A 24,810-nucleotide genomic window follows, 5' to 3' on the forward strand; every position below is an offset into this window, starting at 1 on the left:
GGGATGATCAGGGACGAAGATCTTACTTATCGAGTCAGGGGCTGTGTGTATGAAGTGTATCGCCACCTGGGTCATGGATTCCTGGAAAGCATATACCAACGTGCATTGCTGCAGGAGCTGGAGCGGAAAGGGTTAGGGGTTGAGTCGGAGGTGCCCATTTCAGTCCGTTATAAAGGACAGGTGATCGGGGACTGTCGGGTGGATCTGCTCGTGGAGAACCGCATCATCATCGAGCTCAAAGCCCAGCAAAAGTTACCACTGGGGGCCAAGGCCCAGCTCCTGAACTACCTGAAAGCGACAGGCTTGAATCTCGGCTTGCTAGTGAACTTCACATTTCCAAAAGCAACCATCGAACGAATTGTGTTGTAAAGAGAATTTTTAGCCACGGAATCCACGGCCCTTCGACAGGCTCAGGGCGAGCGGGAGGGCACAGGAAAAAAAGGTAAAAATCCTTCTCTGTTTTTCTTTATTTTTTCCGTGTCTTTCCGTGGATTCCGTGGCAAAAAAAGGTATTAAAATGAAAATCCTACTCCTCGGCAAAACCGGCCAAGCAGGCTTCGAACTCCACCGAACCCTGTCCCCCATGGCCCCCATAACCGCCCCCACAAGGGCAGACCTCGACCTGACCAACCACCAGGCCGTCGAAGAGTACCTGGAACAAACCCAGCCAGACACCATAGTAAACGCCGCCGCCTGGACCGCCGTAGACGCCGCCGAAGAACACCCGGAAGAGGCCCACCGCCTCAACGCCGACCTGCCCGCCCAGCTGGCCAGGTACTGCGCCAACCGCGGCAGCGTATTGGTCCACTACAGCAGCGACTACGTTTACCCCGGCCACGGCACCGAACCCTGGCAGGAAACCAGCGCCACCGGCCCGCTGAGTGTCTACGGCCAGACCAAGCTGGAAGGCGACCAGGCCATCATCAACAGCGGCGCGGAACACCTCATCTTCCGCACCAGCTGGGTCTACAGCGCCCGGGGCAACAATTTCATGAAAACCATGCTCCGCCTGGCCCAAAGCAAACCCGAACTCAACATCGTGGCAGACCAGGTCGGCGCGCCCACACCCGCGCGACTGATCGCCGCCGTCACCGCCCTGGCATTCCAAAGTAACATCCCCGGCGGCCTGTACCACCTGGCACCCAGGGGCGAAACCACCTGGCACCAGTTCGCCCAACAAATCTTCCGCCAGGCCATAAACCAGGGCCAAAAACTAACCACAGGCCCAGACCAGGCCCACCCCATCCCAACCAGCGCCTACCCAACCCCGGCCAAACGCCCGCTGAACTCAAGGATGAACCTGACAAAACTGGAAAAAGCCCTCAACATAGAGCTACCAAACTGGCAAACCCAACTAACCCTGACCCTGACCGAATACCTGGACCATCAGTAAGGCCTGGATAAACGACATTACTTGGCCACGGAATCCACGGAAAAACACGGAAAAATAAAGAAAATTAGAAAGCATTTTTTATCCTTTTTGTTTTTTCCGTGTTTTTCCGTGGATTCCGTGGCTAAACAAGCCTTTAAATAACGGAGCATCCAAAAGCATGACCACCACCACCGGCACCACGCCCCACAGCAACTGGCAAACCATCGCCCCCCTGCTGCAAGCCCTGGGCTGTGCCCCCACTGACCCGGCCAACCCCGCCACCTGGCAACACCAGGGCGAAGGGCACACCCTGCTGGTCTATGGCAGCCCCCAGCAGGCCATCGCCAACGCCATGGACCAGGACGTAGCGCCCAGCCGGGCCGTGCAGCAGTGGCTGGAAAGTGCCCGCGCCATGGCAGACCACTTCCGCCGTAACCGCAAAAAAACCCTGGTCATCGCCCTGGACACGCTGCTACAAGAACCCCAGCGCAGCATCGAACGCATCAGCGCAGCCTGGGGCCAGCAGCCCCCGGCCAACCTCCCGGCCCCGGCGCAGCCAGAAGCCGAAAGCGAACCCCTGCACCAGCTGCTGGCCGCGCACATCGTCGCCACCAGCCCGGAATTGACCGAAGCCGCCCAGCGCCTGGAAGCCTGTGCCCTGCCAGCCGAACAGCCCGCCCCGGCCAGTGGTTTCAATCCAGACGAGTACTACGGCCACATAGCCAATGCAAAGCAGCAACCAGCTCTGGAAGCCACCGTCACCCGGCTGGAGTCCGAAAAAGCTACCCTGGAAGGCCAGTTAAAAGCCCTCAAAGCCAACACCCAGGCCCAGGCAAAGGAACTCAGCCAGCAACAGCAAAGCCACAAAAACCTGGAAGAAGAAAACCAGCTGCTGCTGGAACAGCTCCACCTGGTGCAAGAAGAACTGGAAAGCCGCCACCACCAGCACCAGCAAGAACTCAGCAATCAGCAGCAGAAACATCAACAGGATCAGTCTCAGCTGCAACAACGCATCCAGCAGCTGCTAGGCGAAGTGGAAAACCTGCGCCAGAACCTGGCCGCCACCAACAAGGCCCAGAAAGAGCTGCAAGAGCAAAGTGAAGTCGCCAACCGCGACAATACCCTGGCCCTGGCCGCGGCCAATCGCCAGGTGGCCGAGCTGCAGGCCGAGCTGAAGCGCATCTCCGCCAACAAGGCCTGGAAAGCCAGTCGCAGGGTCACCGGCTATGGCCGCAAGTCGCGCCAGGCTCGTCAGCGTGTGCTGGAGCAAAATCGCAAAACCATCGAAGAGTCCGGCCTGTTTGACACCGAGTGGTACCTGGAAACCTACCCGGATGTGGCCGAATCCGGCATGCAGCCCATCGAGCACTACCTGAAAAGCGGTGCCATCGAAGGCCGGAATCCCGGCAAGGTCTTTGATACACTCTGGTACCTCATGCATTACCGGGATGTGGCGGAAAGCGGCCTGAACCCGCTGATTCACTACATCCGCTTCGGCCGCCAGGAAGACCGTTCCCCCAGGCCGGGTGCCGTCGTCTCTCTGCCGGCACCGCAGCAGCCGCAACCAACCCAGCATTGATAGCACTTGCGCCCCAGGTTTAACGTCAGGACAGCCTCAACCATGGCAACCAAAATACAGATACAACCCGCCCGGGCCCTGGTCACCACAGATACCGATGGCAATGCCCAGACCAGAACCCTGGAGCTGGCCATCACCCCAAACCCGGCCAACAACCAGTTGCACGAATACAACCTGCCGGAAGCCACCAGCCTGCACCCGGCCACCGGACTGAAGGAACTGTTCCCCGGCCTGCAGCAGCGCTCAGTGCGTGAGGTCGAAACCCAGCACCCGGCCGAATTTTTGAAACAGAACCGCCCGGAACCCCAGCCTGGTGATGAGCTGAGCATCATAAGCCCGGGCGAAGAGCACCATATCCTGCAGGCCCTTGCCGAATCGGGCCTGCTGACCACCTTCACCCGCCTGAGCCTGGTGGCCCAAGAGGAACCCCTCTACGAAAACGCCCAATCTTACAGGGCGACAGTCGACTGGTTGCAGAAGCAAGGATTTGAGCTAAAGCAAACCAATGCCGAAGACCCGGACTGGCCGGTTTGGGAGCTGGTTCGGAATCCATTGCAGGATACGGTGGATGTTCAGACGCAAGCCATTGAGGAATTGGCTAAAAAACTGGAGCAGTCCGAGCAGAGTCGGAAGCAGGCGGAAGACGCGTTAGCCAGTCAGCGTGAAGCGGCCAGAAAAGCCAACGACGATAACCAGCGCTTGCAGCAACGCCTGGAGGAGCTGGAAGCGTCATCGAACCAGGCCAATGAATCCGTTCGTCAGGCTGAGGACGCCCGGGCTGAGGCCCAGGAACGCCAGAAAGCCCTTGAAGCGGAGCTGGATCAGCTACGCAGTACCTTGACCGCCCAGAAGGAGCAGCACGCTAACGCCAAGTCGGCTTTGCAGGAGAAGCAGCAAGAACTGGAGCAGCTACGCAGTACCTTGACCGCCCAGAAGGAACAGCACGCTAACGCCGAGTCGGCCTTGCAGGAAAGGCAGCAACAACTGGAGCAGTCCGAGCAGGGTCGGAAGCAGGCGGAAGAGGCGTTAGCCAGTCAGCGTGAAGCGGCCAGGAAAGCCAATGGCGATAACCAGCGCTTGCAGCAACGGCTGGAAGAGCTGAAAGCGTCATCGAACCAGGCCAATGAATCCGTTCGTCAGGCTGAGGACGCCCGGGCTGAGGCCCAGGAACGCCAGAAAGCCCTTGAAGCGGAGCTGGATCAGCTACGCAGTACCTTGACCGCCCAGAAGGAGCAGCACGCTAACGCCAAGTCGGCTTTGCAGGAAAAGCAGCAAGAACTGGAGCAGCTACGCAGTACCTTGACCGCCCAGAAGGAGCAACAGGCTAACGCCAAGTCGGCTTTGCAGGAGAAGCAGCAAGAACTGGAAGCCGCCAACCAGTCCCTGGAAGACCATAAAACCTGGTTCCGTAACCGCAAAGAGCAAGCGGTTACCCTCGAAAAAGAAACCGCGGAATATAAACAGCTTATCAATAAGTTACAGACAGAAAACGACACCCTGACCAGGGAATTGCAATCACTGAAGCAGGAAAAACAGCAGCTCCTTGAAACCCAGGGCATGCAGGACAAGGCCTTCGCCCAGCTGGAACAGAAGATGGAAACCCTGTTCACCCAGCAGGCCAGCCAGCTGACACAGGCTGCCAATGCGCTAGGCCAGCATGTAACCCGGTCCTTTGCCGATCAACGCCAACAGTTCCAGAGCATCACCGGTTTGAACCAATACCTGGAAAGTGGCGAAACACCGTTGGAGTACGGTGGCTGGGCCATCGGTGCGGACCTGGCTGGTCACCTGGTCCGGGCCATCGAGCAGACCCCCTACGACCTGGTGATCGAGTTTGGTAGTGGCACGTCCACCGTGCTGATGGCCAGGGCGATAGCCAATACCATGCGCGGCCAGGGACTCGACACCAATACCAGGGCGCTGGAAAGCGACAGCCAGACCGGCCTCCAGGCCCCCGGGCGAGGCTATGACCTGCCCAGGCGTATCCTCAGCTTCGAGCAGGACAAGGCCTATCAGCAGAAAACCCGTTCCGCCCTGCAGCAGAATAGCCTGCAACCATTGGTAGAGCTGGTACTGGCCCCGTTGGTACCAACGAACCTCCCCAGCCAGTCTGGCCACGACAACGCACTGTTCTATACGTGCGATCAAAAGCTTGCTAACGTAGCCGGTCTTTTTGAAGACCGGGAAGCGCATATCCTGGTACTGGTAGATGGTCCCTTCAGCCCCAAGGACGATCCGCTGGTGCGAGAGCCTGCGTTGGCTTGTGTGTTACAGCACTTGTCGTCACATAAACTGGATATTGTGCTGGATGATGCTGGCCGGCAAGGCGAGCGGCAGGTACTCGAATACTGGCAGCAGCTTTGTGAGGAGCGGGGGCTGAGCTGCGAACAAACCACACTGAATACCGAAAAGGGAGCAGCATGGCTAAGCATCGCACCCTGAGGGCCGTCCGATGGCCCCGTAAGTTCAAAAAGCAGGAGGCTGAATGAGTACCCGCAACCAATCGATCGTCCAACAGGCAGCTACACATTTCCGAAGCGGCCAGTATGCCCAGGCTAAAGACCTGTACCAGCAGGCAGCGCGCCAGTTTGGCGAGGCTGCCTTCAAGCACAATATCCGTCTGTGCGAGCGCCGCCTTGGCTCACCGCTGAAAGATAGCCACACGCAAGCCCCAGACGTTAAGGAAACCCCAAAGCCAGTGCCGGTTGAAGCCATTTCGGTACCAAAGCAACCGACCCCCACCGCTGAACAACAACTGGCAGAAACCCAGAAACTCCTGGAACACTATTACACCCGTTGTCAGGAACTTGAGTATCAATTGCAGGACAGGAACTAATCCGCGACATGAATATCCTCACCGTATTCGGCACCAGGCCAGAAGCCATCAAAATGGCCCCACTGGCCCTGCAACTGGCTGAAGACTCCCGCTTTAATGCCAAAGTATGCGTAACCGCCCAACACCGCGAAATGCTCGACCAGGTACTGGGCCTGTTCGAGCTCGCCCCGGACTACGACCTCAACCTCATGAAGCCGGGGCAGGACCTCACGGATGTCACCACGGGTATCCTTCAAGGTATGAAAAGTGTGCTGGCGGACTTCAAACCCGACATGGTGCTCGTTCACGGCGACACTGCCACCACCTTCGCCACCACACTGGCCTGCTACTACCAGCAAATTGCCGTAGGCCACGTAGAAGCCGGGCTGCGAACCGGCAACATTTACTCGCCCTGGCCGGAAGAAGCCAACCGAAAGCTTACCGGTGCTATCGCCACCAAACACTTCGCTCCTACGACGCTCTCCCAGCAAAACCTGCTTAACGAGGGCGTACCGGCAAACAACATCGTCGTCACCGGCAATACCGTCATCGACGCCTTGCTGGAGGTGGTCAAGAAGCTTGACACCAATCAGGCGCTGGCTGGAGAACTGTCCAGCAAGTTTGACTTCCTGGACAGCAACAAAAAGCTCATCCTGGTAACCGGCCACCGACGGGAAAGCTTTGGTGGCGGCTTCGAACGCATATGCCAGGCCCTTGGGAATATAGCCCAGGCCCACCCGGACGCCCAGATCGTGTACCCGGTACACCTCAACCCCAACGTACAGGAACCGGTCAATCGCCTGTTGGGCAACAACCCCAACATCCACCTGATCGAACCCCAGGACTACCTGCCGTTCGTGTACCTGATGAACCGCGCCCACATCATCCTGACCGACTCCGGCGGCATCCAGGAAGAAGCCCCCAGCCTGGGCAAACCGGTACTGGTCATGCGAGACACCACCGAACGCCCGGAAGCCGTAGAAGCCGGCACGGTAAAACTGGTAGGCACCAACGTAGACGTCATCACCGCAGAACTCACCACCCTGCTAACCAACGACACCGCCTACAACACCATGAGCCGAGCCCACAACCCCTACGGCGACGGCAAAGCCTGCCAAAGAATCCGCGACGCCCTGGCAGGCTAAAACCTCTTTCGCCACGGAATCCACGGAAAAACACGGAAGAAAAGATAAGACATTTTTATACTTTGTTTTTTTTATTTGTCCCCTTTCTTTTTCCGTGTCCTTCCGTGGATTCCGTGGCAAAAATCTTTATCTTTAAAAGGACTTCCCGAATGAATTACGAAACCATCTCCGTAATAGGCCTGGGCTACATCGGCCTCCCCACAGCCGCCGTATTCGCCTCCCGCAAGAAAAAAGTCATCGGCGTAGACGTCAACCAACACGCCGTAGACACCATCAACCGGGGCGAAATCCACATCGTAGAACCCGAGCTGGATATGATCGTCCACGCCGCCGTTCACGAGGACTACCTGAAAGCCGTCACAAAGCCAGAACCGGCAGACGCCTTCCTGATGGCCGTGCCCACCCCCTTTATCCACGATCCGGATGGCAACAGCCACAAAGCCGACCTGAAGTACATCGAAGCCGCCAGCAAAGCCCTGGCCCCGGTGCTTCAAAAAGGCAACCTGGTGGTGCTGGAATCCACCAGCCCCGTAGGCGCCACCGAACAAATGGCCGCCTGGCTCGCCGAAGCCCGGCCGGATCTCACCTTCCCCCAAACCCACGGGGAAGACAGCGACATCCGCATTGCACACTGCCCGGAACGGGTACTGCCTGGCCATGTCATCCGTGAACTGGTCGAAAACGACCGCGTAATCGGCGGCATGACCCGCAAATGTTCCGCCGCCGCCGTAGAAGTCTACAAAACCTTCGTACAGGGTGAATGCGTTGTCACAAACGCCCGCACCGCCGAAATGGCGAAACTCACGGAAAACAGCTTCCGTGATGTAAACATCGCCTTTGCCAATGAGCTGTCCACCATCTGCCACAAGCTGGACATCAATGTGTGGGAGCTGATCGCCCTGGCCAACCGCCACCCCCGGGTTAACATCCTTCAGCCAGGCGCCGGGGTAGGGGGCCACTGCATCGCCGTAGACCCCTGGTTCATCGTCGACAGCTGCCCGGAAGAAGCCCGCATTATCCGCACCGCCCGCGAGGTCAACGACGGCAAACCGGTATGGGTTCTGGAGCGGGTCAAAGACCAGCTGGAGAAACACCACCAGGCGAATCCGCAAAGTACACGGGCAGACATCAAAGTGGCCTGCCTGGGTGTAGCCTTCAAGCCGGATATTGATGACCTGCGGGAAAGCCCGGCCCTGGGCATCGCCAGGCAGGTAGCTGAGCTGGGCGCCCAGGTGCAGATTATAGAACCCAATATCCACGATTTGCCCGAAAGCCTGCAACACAACAACGTAACCCTGGCGAGCCTGGAAGAGGCCCTGGCGCAGGCCGATGTGGTTTGTGTTCTGGTAAAGCACAAACCGTTCATCGAGGGTGCCGAAAAGATCAAAGCGAAAGCCAACCTGGTCGATGCCGTAGGTTTGCTGGATTAAGCCAGCAATCCTTAGACGTAAACGCTAACCCTCCATCAGAACAGCAGTAGATAACGGACGATCATGGACCCGGTTCTAGAGCGAGCAAAAACGTTGGCAGCGCAAACCCAACAGGCCATTCTCCCTGTAACGGGCCGCATAGCCTATGCGGTCAGCCATGGCCAGAGCTATGCCAGTCATGGCTACGCAGTGCGCACCCAGTGCATTGCCCGGGCGCTGAACGACCACGGCCTGGAAATCCTGTGCATGGTAAGGCCAGGGCGCCCCTGGGACCTGGGCGAGGCCAAGGTGAGTTTGGCCCCTGAAACAACGGTAAACGGCGTACGTTATATCCATAGCCGCTGGCTGGGTGCGGAACCAGCGAATGAACTGGACCGCTTGGAGCGCGCCGCTCAGCAGTATGAAGAATGGTTCCGCATTTACCGCCCGTCAGCCGTACTGGCTGCCTCCAACTGGATTGTCGGACTGCCCGCCTGGGTTGCAGCGACACGGCTTGGTTTGCCGTTTCATTATGAAGTGAGGGGGTTCTGGGAGCTGTCCCGCCAGGCTCGGGAGCCGAGTTATGAAAACCACCCAAAATACCGAGAAGAAGTGGTGCGGGACTCCTTTGTAGCTTGCCAGGCAACCAGCGTATTTACGCTGAACCAGCCCATGAAAGGCGAGCTGACAAAAAGAGGCGTCAACCCGTCCAACATCCAGATCGTGCCCAATGGTGTAACTCAGGCGTCTGAATTAAAGCCCGCCGACGGCCAGCTTCGCCAAAGGCTTGGCATTGCGCCAGATGAAAAAGTGATCGGGTATGTGGGCAGCTTCAGCCCCTATGAAGGTCTGGATCAGCTGCTCGAAGCCTGCACCGAACTGGTGCAAAACGGCGAAAAGCTCAAGCTTTTGCTGGTCGGTGATAGCCAGCCCCTCATAGAGTCTTTAGCTGCCCACATAGCCGATAGCGGGCTCAAGGAAACCCCACCCTGGCTGATTCAGGTCGGGCGGGTACCCCATGAGCACGTCGCGGACTACTACGCCCTGCTGGATGCCGTGGTGATCCCCCGCAAGCCCCTGGGGGTGTGTCAGCTTGTGCCGCCGATGAAGGCCGCCGAGGCCCTGGCCTACGGCAAGCGTCTAGTGGTCTCCGACGTGGCCCCTCTGGCTGAGTACGTCGATAAGTACGACGGTGTGGTGAGTTTTGAGGCCGGCAGTGCCACAAGCCTGGCCACAGCCCTTCAGAGGTCACTGAAGTTGCCGGTGCCGAAGCCGAGTGCCGAGCTGCTGTTCTCCGCGCATACCGAGCCGATGGTACGGGCGCTGCGGGGGGAAGTAGCCGACTCTGTTGCCAGTGCTTCCCAGCAACTCGAACAACTCGACGTCAGCCAAGTGGACTACGCCACCGCCAGCCAGTGGTTCTACCGCAAAGGCAAGCTCACTGACACCCTGCGCGCTCTGGAGAGCCTGCAGGCCCGCAGCGTGAAATTCGACAAGCCCAAGCGTGACTTCCAGACCTTTGTGGCCGGTATGGCCAGGTTAAAGGGCGGCTGGCCGCTGCCCCCTCGCCAGCCCAATGCCGGGCTGATGAGCCGCCGCCAGCATGTACTTTACTGTCTGCATCAATCAATGCCGCATGCCACCAATGGATATTCCACAAGATCACATGGAATAGCGGTTGGGTTGGAGCAAGCAGGTTTTAAAGTTCGTGCCACTACCCGACCTGGTTTTCCCTGGGATGCAGGAACCAAAGGCCTTAAACGGGGTTATCACGAGAGTGAAGTTGATGGCATTACCTACGCGGCCTGCGCGGGCTGGAACCTCAACAAGACCCCGCTGGACTACTACCTGGCCGAAGCCGCCGATCACTACCTACGCGAAGCCCAGACCAGCGGGGCGGAGGTTATCGCCGCTGCCTCTAACTACATCACCGCGCTGCCGGCGCTGATGGCGGCACGCCGCCTGGGCCTGCCGTTCGTTTATGAAGTGCGCGGCCTCTGGGAAGTCACCCAGGCCTCCACCCAGCCGGAGTGGGCCGGTTCCGAACGCTACCAGCTGATGCGCGAACTGGAGCAGCAGGCGGCGCTGGAAGCGGACCTGGTGATTACGCTTACCGAAGAGCTGGCCGACGAGCTGGCCAGCTGGGGCGTGCCCCGCGAGCGCATCGAGGTGGTGCCCAACGCGGTCAACGCCGAGCGCTTCCAGCCCATGGCCGCGGATGCCGCCATTGCCAAGGAACTCAAGCTCAAGCCCGGCGTGCCGGTGATCGGCTATGCGGGCAGCGCTGTGGCCTACGAGGGCCTGGAGCTGCTGATGGAGGCCATGGCCACCCTCAAGAAAAACGGCCAGGCCTTTACTTTCGTGCTGGTGGGCGACGGCAAGGTGATCGACACCGTCAAGGCCAAGGCCAAGGAACTGGGTATCGAAAAGGAGTGCCGCTTTACCGGCCGCGTGCCGTTCGAAGAAGTGCCGCGCTATCTCTCCTGCATGGATATCCTGCCCATCCCAAGGCTCTCGTCGGCGGTCACCGAAATGGTCTCTGCCCTCAAGCCCCTGGAAGCCATGGCCATGGGCAAGGCTCTGGTGCTCTCGGATGTCTCCCCGCACACCACCATGGCCGGGCCGAACGGCGAGCGGGCCCGCCTGTTCACCAAGGACAGCGCCCAGGCCCTGAGTGAGGCCCTGCAGGCGCTGATCGACAGCCCCGAAGAGCGTGCACGCCTGGGCCAGGCCGCCCGCGCCTGGATCGAGCAGGAGCGCACCTGGAACCACGTGACCCGCCGCTACGCCGATGCCCTGCAGCACGTGCGCCGGAGCAGGGCCGCGGAAGTGGCCAAGGTTGCTCTTGCATCTGGCAAGGACAAGAGCAACGCCAAGCGCCTGGAGCAGATCACCCTGGGACTGATTGCCGATCAGTTCACCACCGACACCCTGGCCAGCGCCGTCAAGGTGGTACCGCTCTCGCCGGAGAACTGGCGCGAAGAGCTGGCCCAACAGCCCATCGACGCCATGTTTGTGGAATCCGCCTGGAAGGGTAACGACTGGCAGTGGCACAAGAAGGTGGGCTACTACAGCGACGAGGAGTTCGCGCCGTTAAGCGAACTGCTGGCCCACTGCCGAGAGCAGGGCATCCCCTCGCTGTTCTGGAACAAGGAAGACCCGGTCCACTTCGACCGCTTCCGCAAGGCCGCCGCCCTGTGCGATCACGTCTTCACCACCGACAGCCGGCGGATCATTCCCTACCTGGCCACCCCGGGCGCCCTCAGCCAGACCGCCAGCAGCGGCCCCTTCTACGCCTCACCGAAGATCCACAACCTGCTGCCCTCGACTCGCGAATGGCAAGCCACCGCGGCCTACGGGGGCACCTACTATGGCAAGCGCTACCCCGAGCGCACCGAGTACATGGACAAGATCATGAGTGCCGCCGCACCGCTGGGCCTCACGATCTACGACCGCCAGCACGATGACCCGGAATCCCCCTACAAGTACCCGGGGCCGCTGGGGGGCTATGTGGCGGGCAGCCTCAGCTACGAGGAGATGATTCAGGCCTACAAGGCTCACCCGGTGCAGATCAACGTCAACTCGGTGCTGGACTCCCCCACCATGTTCTCGCGCCGCGTGGTGGAGACCGCCGCTTGCGGCTCGCCGCTGATCTCCGGCCCGGCCATGGGCATGAACCGCTATATGGAAGGCGCCGGGCATATCGTGCGCACCGAGAGCGAAGCGGCCCAGGCCCTGGAGAACCTGCTGTACCACCCGGCCTACCGCTGGCGGGTCGCCCTGAAAGGCGCACGGGCCATCATGCGCGCCCACACCACCCAGCACCGCCTGGTGCAGATGCTGCGCACCGCCGGCGTGGTGATGCTGGCCCCCGAGCCGCCGGCCATCACGCTGCTGACCGAAGAGCTCAGCAAGGCGGCGGCAGAGCGGCTCCTGGCTCAGACCCTGCGCCCCCAGCGCATTCTGGCCAACCAGTGGCAGGCAGATAGCAAGGCCAAGCTCGAAGCCGCCGGCATTGCCTGCGACAGCCCCCAGGCCCAGAGCGCCGAGGCCGGAAGCCTCTGGCTGCTGGCAGACCCTCGCGCCCTGGCGGACCTGGAGCCGGAAGACCTGGAAGACCTCGCCTGGCCCACGGTTTACGCCCCGCAAGCGCGCATTGGCTTTAACCGCAGCCCGGAGCTGGCCGAAGGCGAGTGGCCCGGCGTGGCGCTGGACAATCACCCCATCGATGCCGGGCTGCAGCTGCTGCGCCCCACTACCGGGATGCCGGCCAGCGACCTTACCGGCTGGGCCGCTCAGCAGCCCGCCCTGGCCCTGCGCAAACCGCCGCGGGTCCACGAGCAAGCGCCCAACGTCGCGCCCAAGAAGACCGTGGTCATCGCCGGCCACGACCTCAAGTTCATCAAGCCGTTCTACCCCTACTTCACCCAGGCGGGCATTCGCCTGCTGCTGGACTTCTGGACCGGCCACAACCAGCACAATGAGATCGCCAGCAAGCGCCTGGTGCGCCAGGCCGATACGGTGTTCTGCGAATGGACCCTGGGCAACGCCATCTGGTATGGCAAGCACAAGCGGGAAGGGCAGAAGTTGGTAGGCAGGCTGCACCTGCAGGAGATCGATCACGCCCTGTTCCCGAAGATCCCCTTCGAGGCCTTCGATACGGTGATGTTTGTTGGGCCGCATATTCTGCGCCAAGGGGTCGCCAAGAACCCGGTGCTCAAGAAAAACGGCGTGGTGGTCTATAACGGCGTGGATGTGGAAGGCCTGCAGTCGGTACCGCGCAAGCCTACCAACGGCAAGGTGCTGGGCTTTGTGGGCATCGTGCCCCAGCGCAAGCGCTTCGACCTGGCCCTGGATATCCTGCGTGAGCTACGCAAGGAAGACGACGGCTACCTCCTGAGGGTCAAGGGCAAGCGGCCCGAAGAGTACCCCTGGATGGCCAACCGCCCCGAGGAAATGGCCTGGTACGAAACCCAGTACCGTCGTCTGGAAGAAGACCCGCTGCTGAAAGGGGCGGTGATCTTTGACCCCCATGGCAACGATATGCCCGAGTGGTATGCGGGTATCGACTTCGCACTCTCCACCAGTGACTTTGAAAGCTTCCACTTCACCATTGCCGATGGTGCCGCATCAGGCTGCACGCCGATCATTCTGCCGTGGGAAGGCGCGGATGAGATCTATCCGAAGGAGTGGGTGTACCGCGATGCCAAGGCGGCGGCTGGGGGCATAAAGGCTGGACCGGGAGATCAGGCCAGCTTGAAAGGTTTTGCAAAAGAAAAGTTTAGCATTATCTCAATTTCGTATGAGATGGTTGACTTTTTGAATTAAGATATCTTTTAAGGTGTTTTATGGGCTTGCCAATAAAAGTCTTTATCTTAGGCAGCTGTGTCTCAAGAGACCCGTTTGAGATAGCTGACAATAGAGATTTTGATGTTGTGGGTTACTATGCAAGGTCAAGCTTTGCATCTTTAGGTTCTACGCCTTTTGTAGATGAAAAAATATTGTCCGGGGTGAAGTCTAATTGGCAGCGCAGAATGGTGCGCGCTGATATGGGGAAATCAGTTTTTTCTGACTTGGAAAAGACTGATTTTGATGTGTTGCTTATAGATTTAATAGATGAAAGATTCAGCCTCTCTGTGAAAGGCTCGTCAGTTCACACTATTTCGACAGAGTATAAAAAGGCGCTATACAAACCAAACTCATACGGCTTTATTAAAGCAGGGTCTGAAGAAAAGCTGACACTGTGGCGGGAAGGTTTAGAGAGAATAAGTCGATACCTTGTTAAGCATGGGTTAGATGATAAAGTTTTTGTCAATCAAGTCTATTGGTCTTTACGCTGCCAACATCCTGAAAAACTGCTTGATAGATACTCTGAAGACCAGATTAAACAAGCCAACGAACAGTTAGGTTGGATGTATGAAGAAATAAAAAAAACTTTGCCATTGGCAAGATTTATTAAGTATAGCGATGAAGACTTAGAGCTCGATGAGCAGCATAAATGGGGAATGGACCCTTTTCATTACTCAAGGCGCGCTTTTTTAAAGCAGCTTAGTTCGATTTACAGTTTGTCACTAAAAAACATAAAGTTTGCTATGAATCACAGCTTGGGGAGTAAATCAGTTACTTTTCCGATAGACTGGAGGGCTGACCCATTCAAAAGCCGCTCATGGATGCATCACTTTTCAAGTTTGAGGTGGATAAACAACAGTTATTCATATCTCTTTACTCTCAGTATTTTGACTAGTTTCTATAAATTCCACTGCGAAAAAAAAATCAAGAACCCCTACTATAATGAAGTGCGGGGTGATCATACGGCCGCAGTTCGGCTAGGTGTTTTGATAAACATTGAAAAAGAATATAGCGAGCATGAAGATTCCTCTATTAAAAATATCGTGCGCAGGCTTATCGTTCAAGAAATTAAAAACTTGCAAAGCGATAAAATGTACCGTGCTGGCCATAATCATGGCCTGATGGTTGACTTGGCTTTGCTCAATTTGGTGCTAGGTTGTCCGGAATATAAGCCTAGGGTTAATTTGGAGCTAGTGCTAGAACGAAGCGCAAAGACATTGGATGCAATGTGGCATGCTTCTGGGTTAACCAAAGAACACTCTGTTTCATACCAAGAATACAACCTGCCTTTGACAGTTGAGTATTTTGAGCTTCTAGAAAAGCTTAATGTAGAGCCGTTGGCAAGCGTCAGCTTGGAAAATGTTTTCCATGAATCCAGAAGATTTCTCGGCTATGCACTTAAAGCAACTGGTGAGTACTTTCCTCTGGGTGATTCCTTCAGGCTACCTAACGAAAATATCCTGAATAAAGTTTTTGGCCAGGGCGAAGTCAAAAGTGCGCACGAGCTGCTTATGCCTTTTTCAGAAGAAGAAGGAGTGTATGGTAATAAAAACTTCTTCATCTTTAGAAAGACAGTTAACGGTAGGAAAGTCCATTTCGCGGCAACCTGTTGTTGGGATTCGCATGTCCATAAACAAAATGATGAACTTTCATTTTGCCTTGAAGTAGATGGCGTTACCATTTTTGATGACCCTGGCTACACTGAATTTTTGCCTTGGGAAGGTGTGAAAAAGCTACAATCCGAAGCCTCACATAGTACAGTCACTGCAAGCGAAATTCAGTGGGGAGATGTTCGCTTTCCTAACGGAAAATCAAGAATTTTAAGCTCTCAGCATGATGTCCAAGGTTTCTCGCTGTCAATGAGTATGGAAAGATACGGCGGGTTTAAGATTGTACGTGAGGTTGAGTTTAACGGTGATGTATTAACGGTTGCGGATGCAGCAGCAGGGCATGACCTTCACGATATAAAATTCAAGAGAAAATTCGTCTTTGGTTCTGAAGTTGTAGTAAACAATTTGGGGCTGGGGAGGTTTGAGATTGACGGTGTTGATGGACGAAAAATTGCTGAGCTACAAATGGAAGAAGAAAAAAATGTGGAGCTCAGTGAAGCTGAGATTGTTTTAGCTGACCGCAAGCTAGTAAAGAATACGCAGGTTGTAACTGCGGAAAACATGCCCGTTATTGATAGTTCTCTGAAAAAAAATGAATCTTTTTTATTTCCAAGTTTGAAGTTGAAGCTTGCACCTCTTCCTGGTGTGAGTGTTAAGTTCGATTATGATGACGCCTGTTTTGTTGAGAATTTTTACTATGAAGCAAATAGGCCAAAAAACGTTGATGAAATAATTGAGCTTTCGAAAGGTTTTTTGGGTAGTGAGCTGGTTTCTGAGCAGCGTAGAGCAGCAGCTGGTGTAGTGGGAGTTTATAAAAGTATTGAATTTGGTAGATGGGGCGAGCTGAAGTTTTTGCAGCGGTCGTTATATAAAGTGCTTCCCTCTATTTTCAGTACTGCAGCCACATCAAAGCGGGTAAAAGGTGTTCGAGATGATCCGAAGCAAGTTGCAATATCTGTTTCTACAGCGCTTTGGCATTCTGAAATAATGCTTGGTATTGATCCAGTGTATGGCCTTGCCAATTTGAGAGACGAAGTCAGTGGCTGGAAGCATTTGGAGGTGCCATACTCACAGAATGTTGCGAGAGCAATCACACTTCTTTCATATATTCACTTTAGTAGGCGTGAGTATGATGAGTCACTACGCAATATAGAATGGATGGCTGGCTTTGTTTCTAAGATTAATGAAGAGGTCAATGGATTTAGGGGGGTTAATTCTTCGTATTGTGGGGATTATCATAAGGCTGTAGGGCTTTTGCAGTTGTGTATTGCAGGGAGGGAGTGGATAAATAATGATAGGAAAAGAGAGAAGTATTGGTCCCCTAAGGCAATTCATGGATTATGTCCGCGCGTGAGGAAAGGGGTTTCCCCAGAGTTTGATAAAAAGTTTATTAACTTCCTCAAAAATTGATGCCTTCTCGCTCTTCGTTTTTATTCTATTGTTTTTAAAAATTTCCCTAATTGAGGTTTTATGAAAATTTTAGACTGCACCCTTCGCGACGGCGGCTACTACAATGCTTGGGATTTCTCCACCGAGCTGATTCACCAATACCTCGACGCCATGCAGGCCGCCGGCGTGGATGTGGTGGAGCTGGGCTTCCGCACCCTGAAGAATCAGGGCTTTCAGGGTCCCTGCGCCTTCACCACCGATGAGCTCATCCGCAGCTTGACCATTCCTGCGGGTTTGACCGTGGGCGTAATGGTCAACGGCAATGAGCTGGTCGGGGAGTTGCCCCAACAGGAGGCATTGGAGCGGCTGTTTCCCAACGCGGCGGTAGATTCACCAGTGGACTTGGTGCGCATCGCCTGCCACGTACACGAGTTTGAGAAGGCGCTGCCGGCGGTTACCTGGCTGAAGGAGCGTGGCTATCAGGTCGGCTTCAACCTGATGCAGGTGGCGGATCGCACCGAAGACGGAGTGAAGGCGCTCGCCCGCTTGGCTAAGGCCTACCCCATGGATGCGCTCTACTTCGCCGATAGCATGGGCAGCATGAGCCCGGATCAGGCGGCGCAGATCATCCAGTGGGTCCGCAGTGAGTGGAAAGGCCCGATGGGCATCCATACCCACGACAACCTGGGCCTGGCGCTCTCCAACACCCTGCGGGCGCTGGACGAGGGCGTGACCTGGGTGGATTCCACTGTCACCGGTATGGGCCGCGGGCCGGGCAACGCCCGCACCGAGGAGCTGGCCATCGAGATCGCCGAGCGGCGTGGCAAGCCGGTCAACATGGTGCCGCTGATGGTGCTGCTGCGTGAGCACTTCAAGCCCATGCAGGCCCACTACGGTTGGGGCACCAACCCCTACTACTATCTGGCGGGCAAGTACGGCATCCACCCCACCTATATCCAGGAAATGCTCAGCGACTCCCGCTACAGCGAGGAAGACGTGCTGGCGGTGATCGAGCACCTGCGGGTGGAGGGCGGCAAGAAATTCAGCCTCAACACCCTGGATGCGGCGCGTCACTTCTACCGCGGTGAGCCCAAGGGGCAGTGGTCACCCAAGGAGCGCTTTGCCGGGCGCGAGGTGCTGCTGCTGGGCACCGGCCCGGGCGTGGCCCGCCACCGTGGGGCCCTGGAGCGCTACATCCGCGACCATAAGCCGCTGGTACTGGCCCTCAACACCCAGAGCGCCATCGATGCCGAGCTGATCGACCTGCGGGTGGCCTGTCACCCGGTGCGCCTGCTGGCGGACTGCGACGCCCACACGCGCCTGCCTCAGCCGCTGATCACCCCGTACTCCATGCTGCCGGCGGATGTGCGTGACTCGCTGGCAGATAAGGACGTGCTGGATTTTGGGCTGAACGTGCAGGCGGGTAGCTTTGACTTTGCCGAGACACACTGCACTGTGCCCACATCACTCGTCATGGCCTACGCCTTCGCCATCGCCGCCAGCGGCGGAGCGCGTACACTTTACCTAGCTGGGTTCGATGGCTACACGGGTGAAGATCCGCGCAATACGGAAATGAACCGTGTGGTGCAGCAGTTTCAAGAGGCCAAGGATGCACTCCCGCTCATTGCCATCACGCCATCGCGCTACGATGTCATCAAGCAGAGCGTGTATGGGATGGGCTCATGACAGACAAGGTAACCTGTTTCCTGCCCTGTCGAGCCGGCAGCCAACGTGTGGTAAGGAAAAACATCAAGCCGTTTGCCAGCTATGAACACGGCCTGATTGAGATCAAGCTCCGTCAGCTGCTCGCAGCGGAAGGAATCGACGAGGTCGTCCTGACCACCAACGATGCCGATATTCTGGCTTATGCCGAATCCCTGGATGAGCCCCGCCTGCGCCTGCATCGTCGCGTCGAGGAACTGTCGTCCAGCGCGACCAGCACAGATCAGCTCGTCGCCCATGCGCTTGAGCTGATCCCCGAGGGGCATATTCTCTGGACCCATGTGACATCACCCTTTATCACCGCGAAGCACTATGACGAGGTAATCCGGATCTACAGGGAGCAGCGCGAACAGGGCTACGACTCCTTGATGACCACCACGGCGATTCACGGGTTTCTCTGGCAGGATGAGCAGCCCATGAACTATGACCGAACCATTGAAAAGTGGCCACGTACCCAAACCTTGGCACCGGTGCATGAGGTGAACAGCGGTGCCTTCTTGGCCCCAGCCGACCTTTATCGTGAGCTGGATGATCGTATTGGCCGGCGGCCCTATCTTTACGCTATGGATAAGTTCACCAGCTTTGATATCGATTGGCCTGAAGACTTCGTGATTGCAGAGTGTATTTTGGAAAAAGGGAGACAGTTATAGTTATCTTTTTTATCTAAAACGTCTTATAGAGCGGTTTAATTTATTCGTAATTAAAAAAGTGGCTCTATAAAAAAATTTTGCGAAAAAATGGTTTTGGTGCTTTTATGAATCCTTATGAAAAATTGCCTGAAAAAGCTTTTTGGAAATTGTCTGTATCAAGTAAGTCAATGTTTGATATTGAAGAGCTATGGAGCCCAAAGTTCAAGCTTTCATCTAAAGATAAAATATCGACATATGGTTCTTGTTTTGCACAGCACATTGGTTTCGCGTTAAAGTCCAGAGGTTTTGATTGGCTTGTTGCTGAAAAAGCCCCAGAGAGACTTTCTGCAGAAAATGCAAAGAAGTATAATTATGGGATTTTTTCTGCGAGAACAGGTAATATATATACTACTTCATTGTTAAAGCAGTGGGTAGAGTGGAGTCTAGGTAAGGTGAGTGTTCCAGAAGAGGTTTGGGAAAAAGATGGTAGGTTTTTTGATCCTTTCAGACCTGCAATCGAGCCAGATGGTTTTTCCTCTAAAGAAGAAGTAGTAAAGTCAAGGAACGAGGCGTTAAGGTGTTTTGAGAAAACTATTCTTGATTCCGATGTTATGGTTTTTACATTGGGTCTTACGGAGAGCTGGTTTAATAGTTCTTTTTTATATGAATATCCTATGTGCCCAGGCACTGTTGCGGGCAGATATAACCCTTCTGTTCACAAATTTGAGAGCCAAAGCTATGAAAAGGCAAAAAAGAACTTGGCGTTGTCTTTAGTTATGATGAGGAAAGTTAATCCCGAATTAAAATTTTTGCTTACAGTTTCTCCGGTGCCGTTAACTGCTTCGAATTCAGGTGATAGCGTTATTGTTGCTACTATGCATTCTAAGTCTATATTGCGTGCTGTCGCTGGGCAGCTCGCTAAAGATAAAGATTATGTTGACTACTTTCCTTCTTACGAAATAATTAATAGCCCTTGCTTTAAAGGGGTTTTCTTTGAGCCCAATTTGAGGGGGGTGAATCATGTTGGTGTTGACTTTGTTATGAAGCATTTTTTTAGCGGTTTTGGTGTTGGTTCAGAATGTAAAAAGAGTAGCTTGGTAGGAAAAAGTAGTCGCCGTAATATGGAGGCTGTATGCGAAGAAGAACTGCTTGACGCATTCGGTAAGGAGGTATTATGAACGTCTGCGTGATAGGTAATAGTCATGTTGGTGCGCTAAAAAAGGCATGGGACGAGTTGGCGTGTGATTATCCCAATGTAAATTTATTTTTTTTTGCAAGGGGGAGTAATTCGTTAGAGTACCTTAATGTTAAGAATGGCTTTTTGGTTCCTGGTAATGATAAGGTAAAGCAAGCTTTTATCTATACTTCTGGAGGCAGGGAGAGTGTAGATCCGAAAGAATATGATGTGTTTTTGGTTTATGGACTGGGGTTAGGTGGATTTTTTGTTGGTAACGATTCATTTTATTCAAGATCTCTCTTGCAGCAGGCATGTATTGATCATTTAAAAAAAACTTTGTCTTTAAATGTTTTTAAAAAATTAAGATCAATAACTGATAAAAAAATTTATGTTGGGCATAGCCCGTTACCTGCTGCTCATAAAGTCGATGAGTCTGATTGTAATAATTTGGACTACTTTAATGGCATTGAGGTACTTAATAGTCATTTCTATGAGGGTTTGAACTCTATGATTCTACCCCAGCCTGAAAAGACTTTATGTAGTGGTAGATTTACTTGTCGCAGTTATTCTAGTGGTAGTTTCACGCTAGATGTTGGCAATAAGGGCGGTGGGGAGCTTCATCCAGAAGTAGATGTTAAGCATATGAATAAGATGTTTGGAAGATTATGGCTTGTCGATTTTCTTTCAGAGTTATTACCTGATCAAGAGTTTTATGGTGGTGAGTGACGTTTACGAGCAGAATTTCACTCCCTCCCCTTTTTTTGGGGTGTAAAGTTAAGGGAACTATTGAGAACTAATAAACTATGGCCGCTGGCATCTACAAGATTGGGTGACAATATGGTTCAACGCCCCTCCGTGACCAACTACACCACTATAGTCTTTGACTGCGATGGCGTGGTGCTCCACTCCAACAAGGTCAAGACCGAAGCCTTCTACCAAGCCACCTTGCCTTACGGGGAAGCCGCCGCTCAGGCCATGGTCGATTACCACGTCGCCAACGGCGGTGTGTCGCGCTATAAGAAGTTTGCTCATTTCCTGGAACAGATCGCACCTAACCACACCACGCAGCAGGGCCCAGACCTGGAGGCGCTGCTGCAGGCTTATGCCAGTTATGTGCGAGAGGGGCTCTTGAGCTGTGAGGTGGCTCCGGGGCTCGAAGCGCTACGCGAGCAGACCCCTGATGCCCGCTGGCTGATTGTCTCCGGTGGCGACCAGGCCGAGCTGCGTGACGTGTTTGCTCAGCGCGGTATCGCCGAGTGGTTCGACGGCGGCATATTCGGCAGCCCCGACACCAAGGACGAGATCCTGGCGCGAGAGCTGAGCTCAGGCAACATTCAGCAGCCGGCGCTGTTCCTGGGGGACAGCAAGTACGACCATCAGGCGGCCAGTGCCGCTGGGTTGGACTTCGTTTTTCTGAGTGGGTGGAGTGAAGTGGTAGATTGGAAAGTTTGGGTTAATGAGGAACAGCTGCGCCATTATTTTGATATAGATTCAGCGTTCAATCACGAAATTGATTAAGCGGTAGGGTATTGATGTGGTTAGCCTTGACAACCTTTGTGCGGTTAAAAGTGCCCGTGAGCTTGATATTGGTACTCATGTATCATTGCAAAATGATTATGTTTATTTCCAGGTAAGTAAGTCAGCAAGTAGTACAGTGAAATATTACCTGCAGGAGCTTGAAGTTCGCGGGACTCAGCGTAAGGTTGCGGATGTCAACAATCGCAACTTGTCACCGCACATCTGGCCGAGTCAGCTGAGAGAAGATCACTTCCTTGAATTGTTGGTCTCACCAGCCATGCGTAAGGTTACCTTCGTTCGTAACCCGTTCGCTCGGCTGCTTTCCTGCTATCTTCATCGAATAAAGGGATCGCCAGAATCACCCAGTGTCAAGAACATCAAGCGCTTCACCCGCAATCGCTTTGATGCGACCCTCTCTTTTGCTGATTTTGTTCAAATTGTTTGCGATCAGAAAAGTATCCAGCAGGATTCGCACTGGCGGGTTCAGTCAGATGAAGTCTTCTACAGTCTTATTCCTCACTGGAGCTTTATCGGTAGGGTGGAGCGTATCGACAAAGACCTTCCAAGACTGATGGCGCTGCTTGACCCCGATGCAGTGGCGCCAACCACTGAACTTGAGGACTACTCCCCCAGCGTAACCAAGGCAAGCAGCAAGCTTGCCGATTATTATACGCCTGAGCTTGAGAAAAAAGTGGTCACACGCTATAAAGCGGATTTTGATAACTTCGGCTATGCCACTTCCATCGAGCTTTCCGGCTAGAGCTAGGGGTGGGACTATGATGCCTGTTGATAAGAAAAGGGTTACATGACCGATATCGCAATGAAAGCTGGTTCAGTTACTGCGCTTGAACGCTGCGTCCAGAAGAAACTGCAGCAGCTCTCGAATCATTCGGGCAACAAAGCGCTGGGCGAGAAGCTGGTCGTCAAACGGCAGCTTGAGCTGGCACCCTTCAAGGCCGTCCCGTTTTCTGGGTGGGGTGACTGGGAGCAGGACCCGCTCAACAACCGCAGCTGGCAGTGGCGGCTGAACTGGCTGTCGTTTCTTTCCTACCTGATGGCTTACCACCGCGCCTCTGGCGATGAAGCAGTGCTGAACTCGGCTCGCGAGGCGATTCAGTCATGGCTTGATGCCTACCTGGAAACCGATACCAGCTACCCGTTTGAGTTTATCTGGCACGACCATGCCACTGCGCTGCGTGCGGAGCAGCTGGTGCTGCTTGCCTACTACTGCCGCGAGCATGCCCCCGAGTGGGCGAGCAAGCACGCTGAGTTCCTGGCCACCCTGGAGCAGGCGCTGGTGGTGCACGGCCAGTGGCTGGCCAAGGATAGCTTCTACTCCGAGCACACCAACCATGGGCTTGAGCAGGCGCGGGTGCTGTTGCTGCTCGGCACCGTGTTCGAGGGTGAGCAGGCCCGGGCGTGGCAGCAGATTGCCATTCGGCGCATCAGCAGCGAGCTGTCGTTTGCCTTTACCGATGAGGGCGTCCACGTCGAGAACAGCCCCGCCTACCATATCTTCGTGTTCAAGGTGTTCCTGGGCATCATCAAGGACTACCCGGAGGAGGTGCTGGGGGATCTGGCCGAGCAGTTCAACCAGTTCTCGGCCAAGGCGCTGTCTTTCATCACCCATATCCTGCGCCCGGACGGCAAGCTGCCGCCCATTGGCGATACCGAGCAGCTGCCCACCTCGGATGCCTACCGGGACATGTTCGGCCACCGCCTGGAGTACCAGCACTTCCTCTATGCCCTGACTAAGGGCAAGCAGGGTGTAAGGCCCTCGGTACTGAACCGCGTTTATCCCAAGTCCGGCTACGCGATTTTCCGCGACCAGTGGCCCGCCAAGGAGCATTACCAGAAAGCCTTTCACCTGATCGCCAAGGTGGGCTGCTCCAGCCGCTACCACCACCAGCAGGATGAGGGACATATCAGCCTCTATGCCGGCGGTGAGGACTGGCTGATTGATTCGGGCCTTTACAACTACATCAACAAGGACCCGGTGCGGAAGTACATGCGGGGCCGCCCTGGCCACAACGTGCCGATCATCTCTCACGCCAGCTATGCCAAGGAGTTCGAGCACCGGCTAGGCGCCTGGCAGGTGACCGATCACTCGGAAGCCGAGCCTGCTCCACAGCTCACCATGAAGCTGGACGTGCTGCCCCCGGTGGTTCACGAGCGTAAGGTGGCCTTTGATGCCGTGGCTGAAGTGGTGGAGGTAGAGGATACGGTCGCTTCCGATGACGATGAGCAGCGCAACGTCACCTTGCAATGGCACTTCCCCAAGGACAAGACGCTGACCATCGAGGATAACCAGGTGGTGGTCACCAGCCCCACGGGGAACCGGCTGACCATCGATTTCGAGGGCGAGATCCCGGATAACCTCTCGGTGGCGAAGGGGCGCAAGGAGGATAAGGTCTTCAGTTGTATCTCCTACAAGGCCAACCAGGTGGAGCCCAGCCAGGTGCTGCGGGTGATGTTCAAGGAACGCCGTGGGCTGAACGTCACCACACGTTTCCGCTTTGCGATGGCGGAAGACAGGGTGGCACCGGCACCCGAGCAGTCCGATATCCCCCGAGCACGACCTGGCAAGGCTGCTGGAGGCCAGCCGGCAAGCCGACCCCGTCTCTCAGTCGGTCATGATCGGCAGCGCATCGGCCTACCTGGCACTGGCCAGCTCACACCGGGAGCAGGGGCTTGGGCATGTCAGCCTGCTGGTCAATGATTCTGCAGCCTGCGAGCAGGCCCAGGCGCAGCTGAGGGAGCACTATCTGACCACCTGGCTGAGCTGCCGCCCGCTGGCGTTGGCGTCGGCATCGCCGATCACCGCCGACAAGGCCGCGCTCAAAGGCCTGGAAGGCATCGGCCGTCTGGTGATCACGCCCACCGGCTTCACGGAAAAGCGCCTGACCACGGTACTGCTGACTATGCTACCGCCGCTGCTCAAGCGCATGACCAAAGCAGGTGAAGTGTGGATCAGCGCGGATCTGCCGGATTCACTGCAAGCCCTTTGCACCACCTGGACAGTAAGCGCCAATAAACCAGCACCTACTTTCGGTTACCAAGATTGCCCACACTGATTTCCTCGTCAACCCAGGAGGA

Annotated in this window: 17 protein-coding genes; all 17 read left to right on the forward strand. The window is 55.5% G+C overall.

Annotated elements, in window-relative coordinates:
- Window positions 1–3: 3 nt before the first annotated feature.
- Window positions 4–369, forward strand: coding sequence for a GxxExxY protein (locus MLC59_RS09025; RefSeq protein ID WP_248233543.1), 366 nt, complete (start codon window positions 4–6; stop codon window positions 367–369).
- A 148-nt stretch (window positions 370–517) separates the two neighbouring features.
- Window positions 518–1,393 (forward strand): dTDP-4-dehydrorhamnose reductase, encoded by an 876-nt coding sequence (gene rfbD / locus MLC59_RS09030; protein ID WP_248233544.1) that lies wholly within the window; start codon window positions 518–520, stop codon window positions 1,391–1,393.
- 157 nt (window positions 1,394–1,550) lie between these two features.
- The gene (locus MLC59_RS09035) at window positions 1,551–2,951 is read left to right on the forward strand and encodes a hypothetical protein (RefSeq protein WP_248233545.1); all 1,401 of its coding nucleotides are present in this window, start codon (window positions 1,551–1,553) and stop codon (window positions 2,949–2,951) included.
- 42 nt (window positions 2,952–2,993) lie between these two features.
- On the forward strand, window positions 2,994–5,393 hold the full coding sequence (locus MLC59_RS09040; RefSeq protein WP_248233547.1) for a coiled-coil domain-containing protein: 2,400 nt from the start codon (window positions 2,994–2,996) through the stop codon (window positions 5,391–5,393).
- A 43-nt stretch (window positions 5,394–5,436) separates the two neighbouring features.
- Complete coding sequence (locus MLC59_RS09045) at window positions 5,437–5,787, forward strand: hypothetical protein (protein ID WP_248233549.1); 351 nt, start codon at window positions 5,437–5,439, stop codon at window positions 5,785–5,787.
- Between the two features lie 8 nt (window positions 5,788–5,795).
- The gene (gene wecB, locus MLC59_RS09050) at window positions 5,796–6,911 is read left to right on the forward strand and encodes a non-hydrolyzing UDP-N-acetylglucosamine 2-epimerase (RefSeq protein WP_248233550.1); all 1,116 of its coding nucleotides are present in this window, start codon (window positions 5,796–5,798) and stop codon (window positions 6,909–6,911) included.
- A 149-nt stretch (window positions 6,912–7,060) separates the two neighbouring features.
- A complete protein-coding gene (wecC, locus tag MLC59_RS09055) occupies window positions 7,061–8,341 on the forward strand; it encodes a UDP-N-acetyl-D-mannosamine dehydrogenase (RefSeq protein WP_248233552.1) in 1,281 nt (426 codons plus the stop codon).
- A 63-nt stretch (window positions 8,342–8,404) separates the two neighbouring features.
- Window positions 8,405–13,648, forward strand: a complete 5,244-nt coding sequence (locus MLC59_RS09060) for a glycosyltransferase (RefSeq protein ID WP_248233554.1) — start codon at window positions 8,405–8,407, stop codon at window positions 13,646–13,648.
- A gap of 20 nt (window positions 13,649–13,668) precedes the next feature.
- Window positions 13,669–16,689: a DUF6270 domain-containing protein gene (locus MLC59_RS09065; RefSeq protein WP_248233556.1), complete on the forward strand. Its 3,021-nt coding sequence runs from the start codon at window positions 13,669–13,671 to the stop codon at window positions 16,687–16,689.
- Between the two features lie 60 nt (window positions 16,690–16,749).
- Window positions 16,750–18,354 carry an aldolase catalytic domain-containing protein gene (locus MLC59_RS09070; RefSeq protein WP_248233560.1) on the forward strand — a complete coding sequence of 535 codons (1,605 nt, stop codon included), beginning with the start codon at window positions 16,750–16,752 and terminating at the stop codon, window positions 18,352–18,354.
- On the forward strand, window positions 18,351–19,040 hold the full coding sequence (locus tag MLC59_RS09075) for an acylneuraminate cytidylyltransferase family protein (RefSeq protein WP_248233562.1): 690 nt from the start codon (window positions 18,351–18,353) through the stop codon (window positions 19,038–19,040). Before MLC59_RS09070 ends, MLC59_RS09075 begins: the two co-directional genes overlap by 4 nt.
- A gap of 104 nt (window positions 19,041–19,144) precedes the next feature.
- On the forward strand, window positions 19,145–20,197 hold the full coding sequence (locus MLC59_RS09080) for a GSCFA domain-containing protein (protein ID WP_248233563.1): 1,053 nt from the start codon (window positions 19,145–19,147) through the stop codon (window positions 20,195–20,197).
- Window positions 20,194–20,922 (forward strand): hypothetical protein, encoded by a 729-nt coding sequence (locus MLC59_RS09085; protein WP_248233566.1) that lies wholly within the window; start codon window positions 20,194–20,196, stop codon window positions 20,920–20,922. The genes MLC59_RS09080 and MLC59_RS09085 overlap by 4 nt, the downstream gene beginning before the upstream one ends.
- A 129-nt stretch (window positions 20,923–21,051) precedes the next feature.
- On the forward strand, window positions 21,052–21,714 hold the full coding sequence (locus tag MLC59_RS09090; protein ID WP_345799762.1) for an HAD family hydrolase: 663 nt from the start codon (window positions 21,052–21,054) through the stop codon (window positions 21,712–21,714).
- 16 nt (window positions 21,715–21,730) lie between these two features.
- Window positions 21,731–22,474, forward strand: coding sequence for a sulfotransferase family protein (locus MLC59_RS09095; RefSeq protein WP_248233569.1), 744 nt, complete (start codon window positions 21,731–21,733; stop codon window positions 22,472–22,474).
- 45 nt (window positions 22,475–22,519) lie between these two features.
- Window positions 22,520–24,433 (forward strand): heparinase II/III family protein, encoded by a 1,914-nt coding sequence (locus MLC59_RS09100; RefSeq protein ID WP_248233571.1) that lies wholly within the window; start codon window positions 22,520–22,522, stop codon window positions 24,431–24,433.
- Window positions 24,348–24,788, forward strand: coding sequence for a hypothetical protein (locus MLC59_RS09105; RefSeq protein WP_248233573.1), 441 nt, complete (start codon window positions 24,348–24,350; stop codon window positions 24,786–24,788). The genes MLC59_RS09100 and MLC59_RS09105 overlap by 86 nt, the downstream gene beginning before the upstream one ends.
- The last annotated feature ends 22 nt before the right edge of the window (window positions 24,789–24,810 follow it).

This window comes from Marinobacter bryozoorum, assembly GCF_023156245.1.
Classification (GTDB): Bacteria; Pseudomonadota; Gammaproteobacteria; order Pseudomonadales; family Oleiphilaceae; genus Marinobacter; species Marinobacter bryozoorum.

What these genes read in the sequence shown, in the direction of transcription:
- rfbD (WP_248233544.1), top strand. Translation starts at nt 518, where the DNA reads ATGAAAATCCTACTCCTCGGCAAAACCGGCCAAGCAGGCTTCGAACTC.
- wecB (WP_248233550.1), top strand. Translation starts at nt 5,796, where the DNA reads ATGAATATCCTCACCGTATTCGGCACCAGGCCAGAAGCCATCAAAATG.
- MLC59_RS09025 (WP_248233543.1), top strand. Translation starts at nt 4, where the DNA reads ATGATCAGGGACGAAGATCTTACTTATCGAGTCAGGGGCTGTGTGTAT.
- MLC59_RS09105 (WP_248233573.1), top strand. Translation starts at nt 24,348, where the DNA reads ATGATCGGCAGCGCATCGGCCTACCTGGCACTGGCCAGCTCACACCGG.
- MLC59_RS09070 (WP_248233560.1), top strand. Translation starts at nt 16,750, where the DNA reads ATGAAAATTTTAGACTGCACCCTTCGCGACGGCGGCTACTACAATGCT.
- MLC59_RS09075 (WP_248233562.1), top strand. Translation starts at nt 18,351, where the DNA reads ATGACAGACAAGGTAACCTGTTTCCTGCCCTGTCGAGCCGGCAGCCAA.
- MLC59_RS09085 (WP_248233566.1), top strand. Translation starts at nt 20,194, where the DNA reads ATGAACGTCTGCGTGATAGGTAATAGTCATGTTGGTGCGCTAAAAAAG.
- wecC (WP_248233552.1), top strand. Translation starts at nt 7,061, where the DNA reads ATGAATTACGAAACCATCTCCGTAATAGGCCTGGGCTACATCGGCCTC.
- MLC59_RS09045 (WP_248233549.1), top strand. Translation starts at nt 5,437, where the DNA reads ATGAGTACCCGCAACCAATCGATCGTCCAACAGGCAGCTACACATTTC.
- MLC59_RS09040 (WP_248233547.1), top strand. Translation starts at nt 2,994, where the DNA reads ATGGCAACCAAAATACAGATACAACCCGCCCGGGCCCTGGTCACCACA.
- MLC59_RS09080 (WP_248233563.1), top strand. Translation starts at nt 19,145, where the DNA reads ATGAATCCTTATGAAAAATTGCCTGAAAAAGCTTTTTGGAAATTGTCT.
- MLC59_RS09065 (WP_248233556.1), top strand. Translation starts at nt 13,669, where the DNA reads ATGGGCTTGCCAATAAAAGTCTTTATCTTAGGCAGCTGTGTCTCAAGA.
- MLC59_RS09060 (WP_248233554.1), top strand. Translation starts at nt 8,405, where the DNA reads ATGGACCCGGTTCTAGAGCGAGCAAAAACGTTGGCAGCGCAAACCCAA.
- MLC59_RS09100 (WP_248233571.1), top strand. Translation starts at nt 22,520, where the DNA reads ATGACCGATATCGCAATGAAAGCTGGTTCAGTTACTGCGCTTGAACGC.
- MLC59_RS09035 (WP_248233545.1), top strand. Translation starts at nt 1,551, where the DNA reads ATGACCACCACCACCGGCACCACGCCCCACAGCAACTGGCAAACCATC.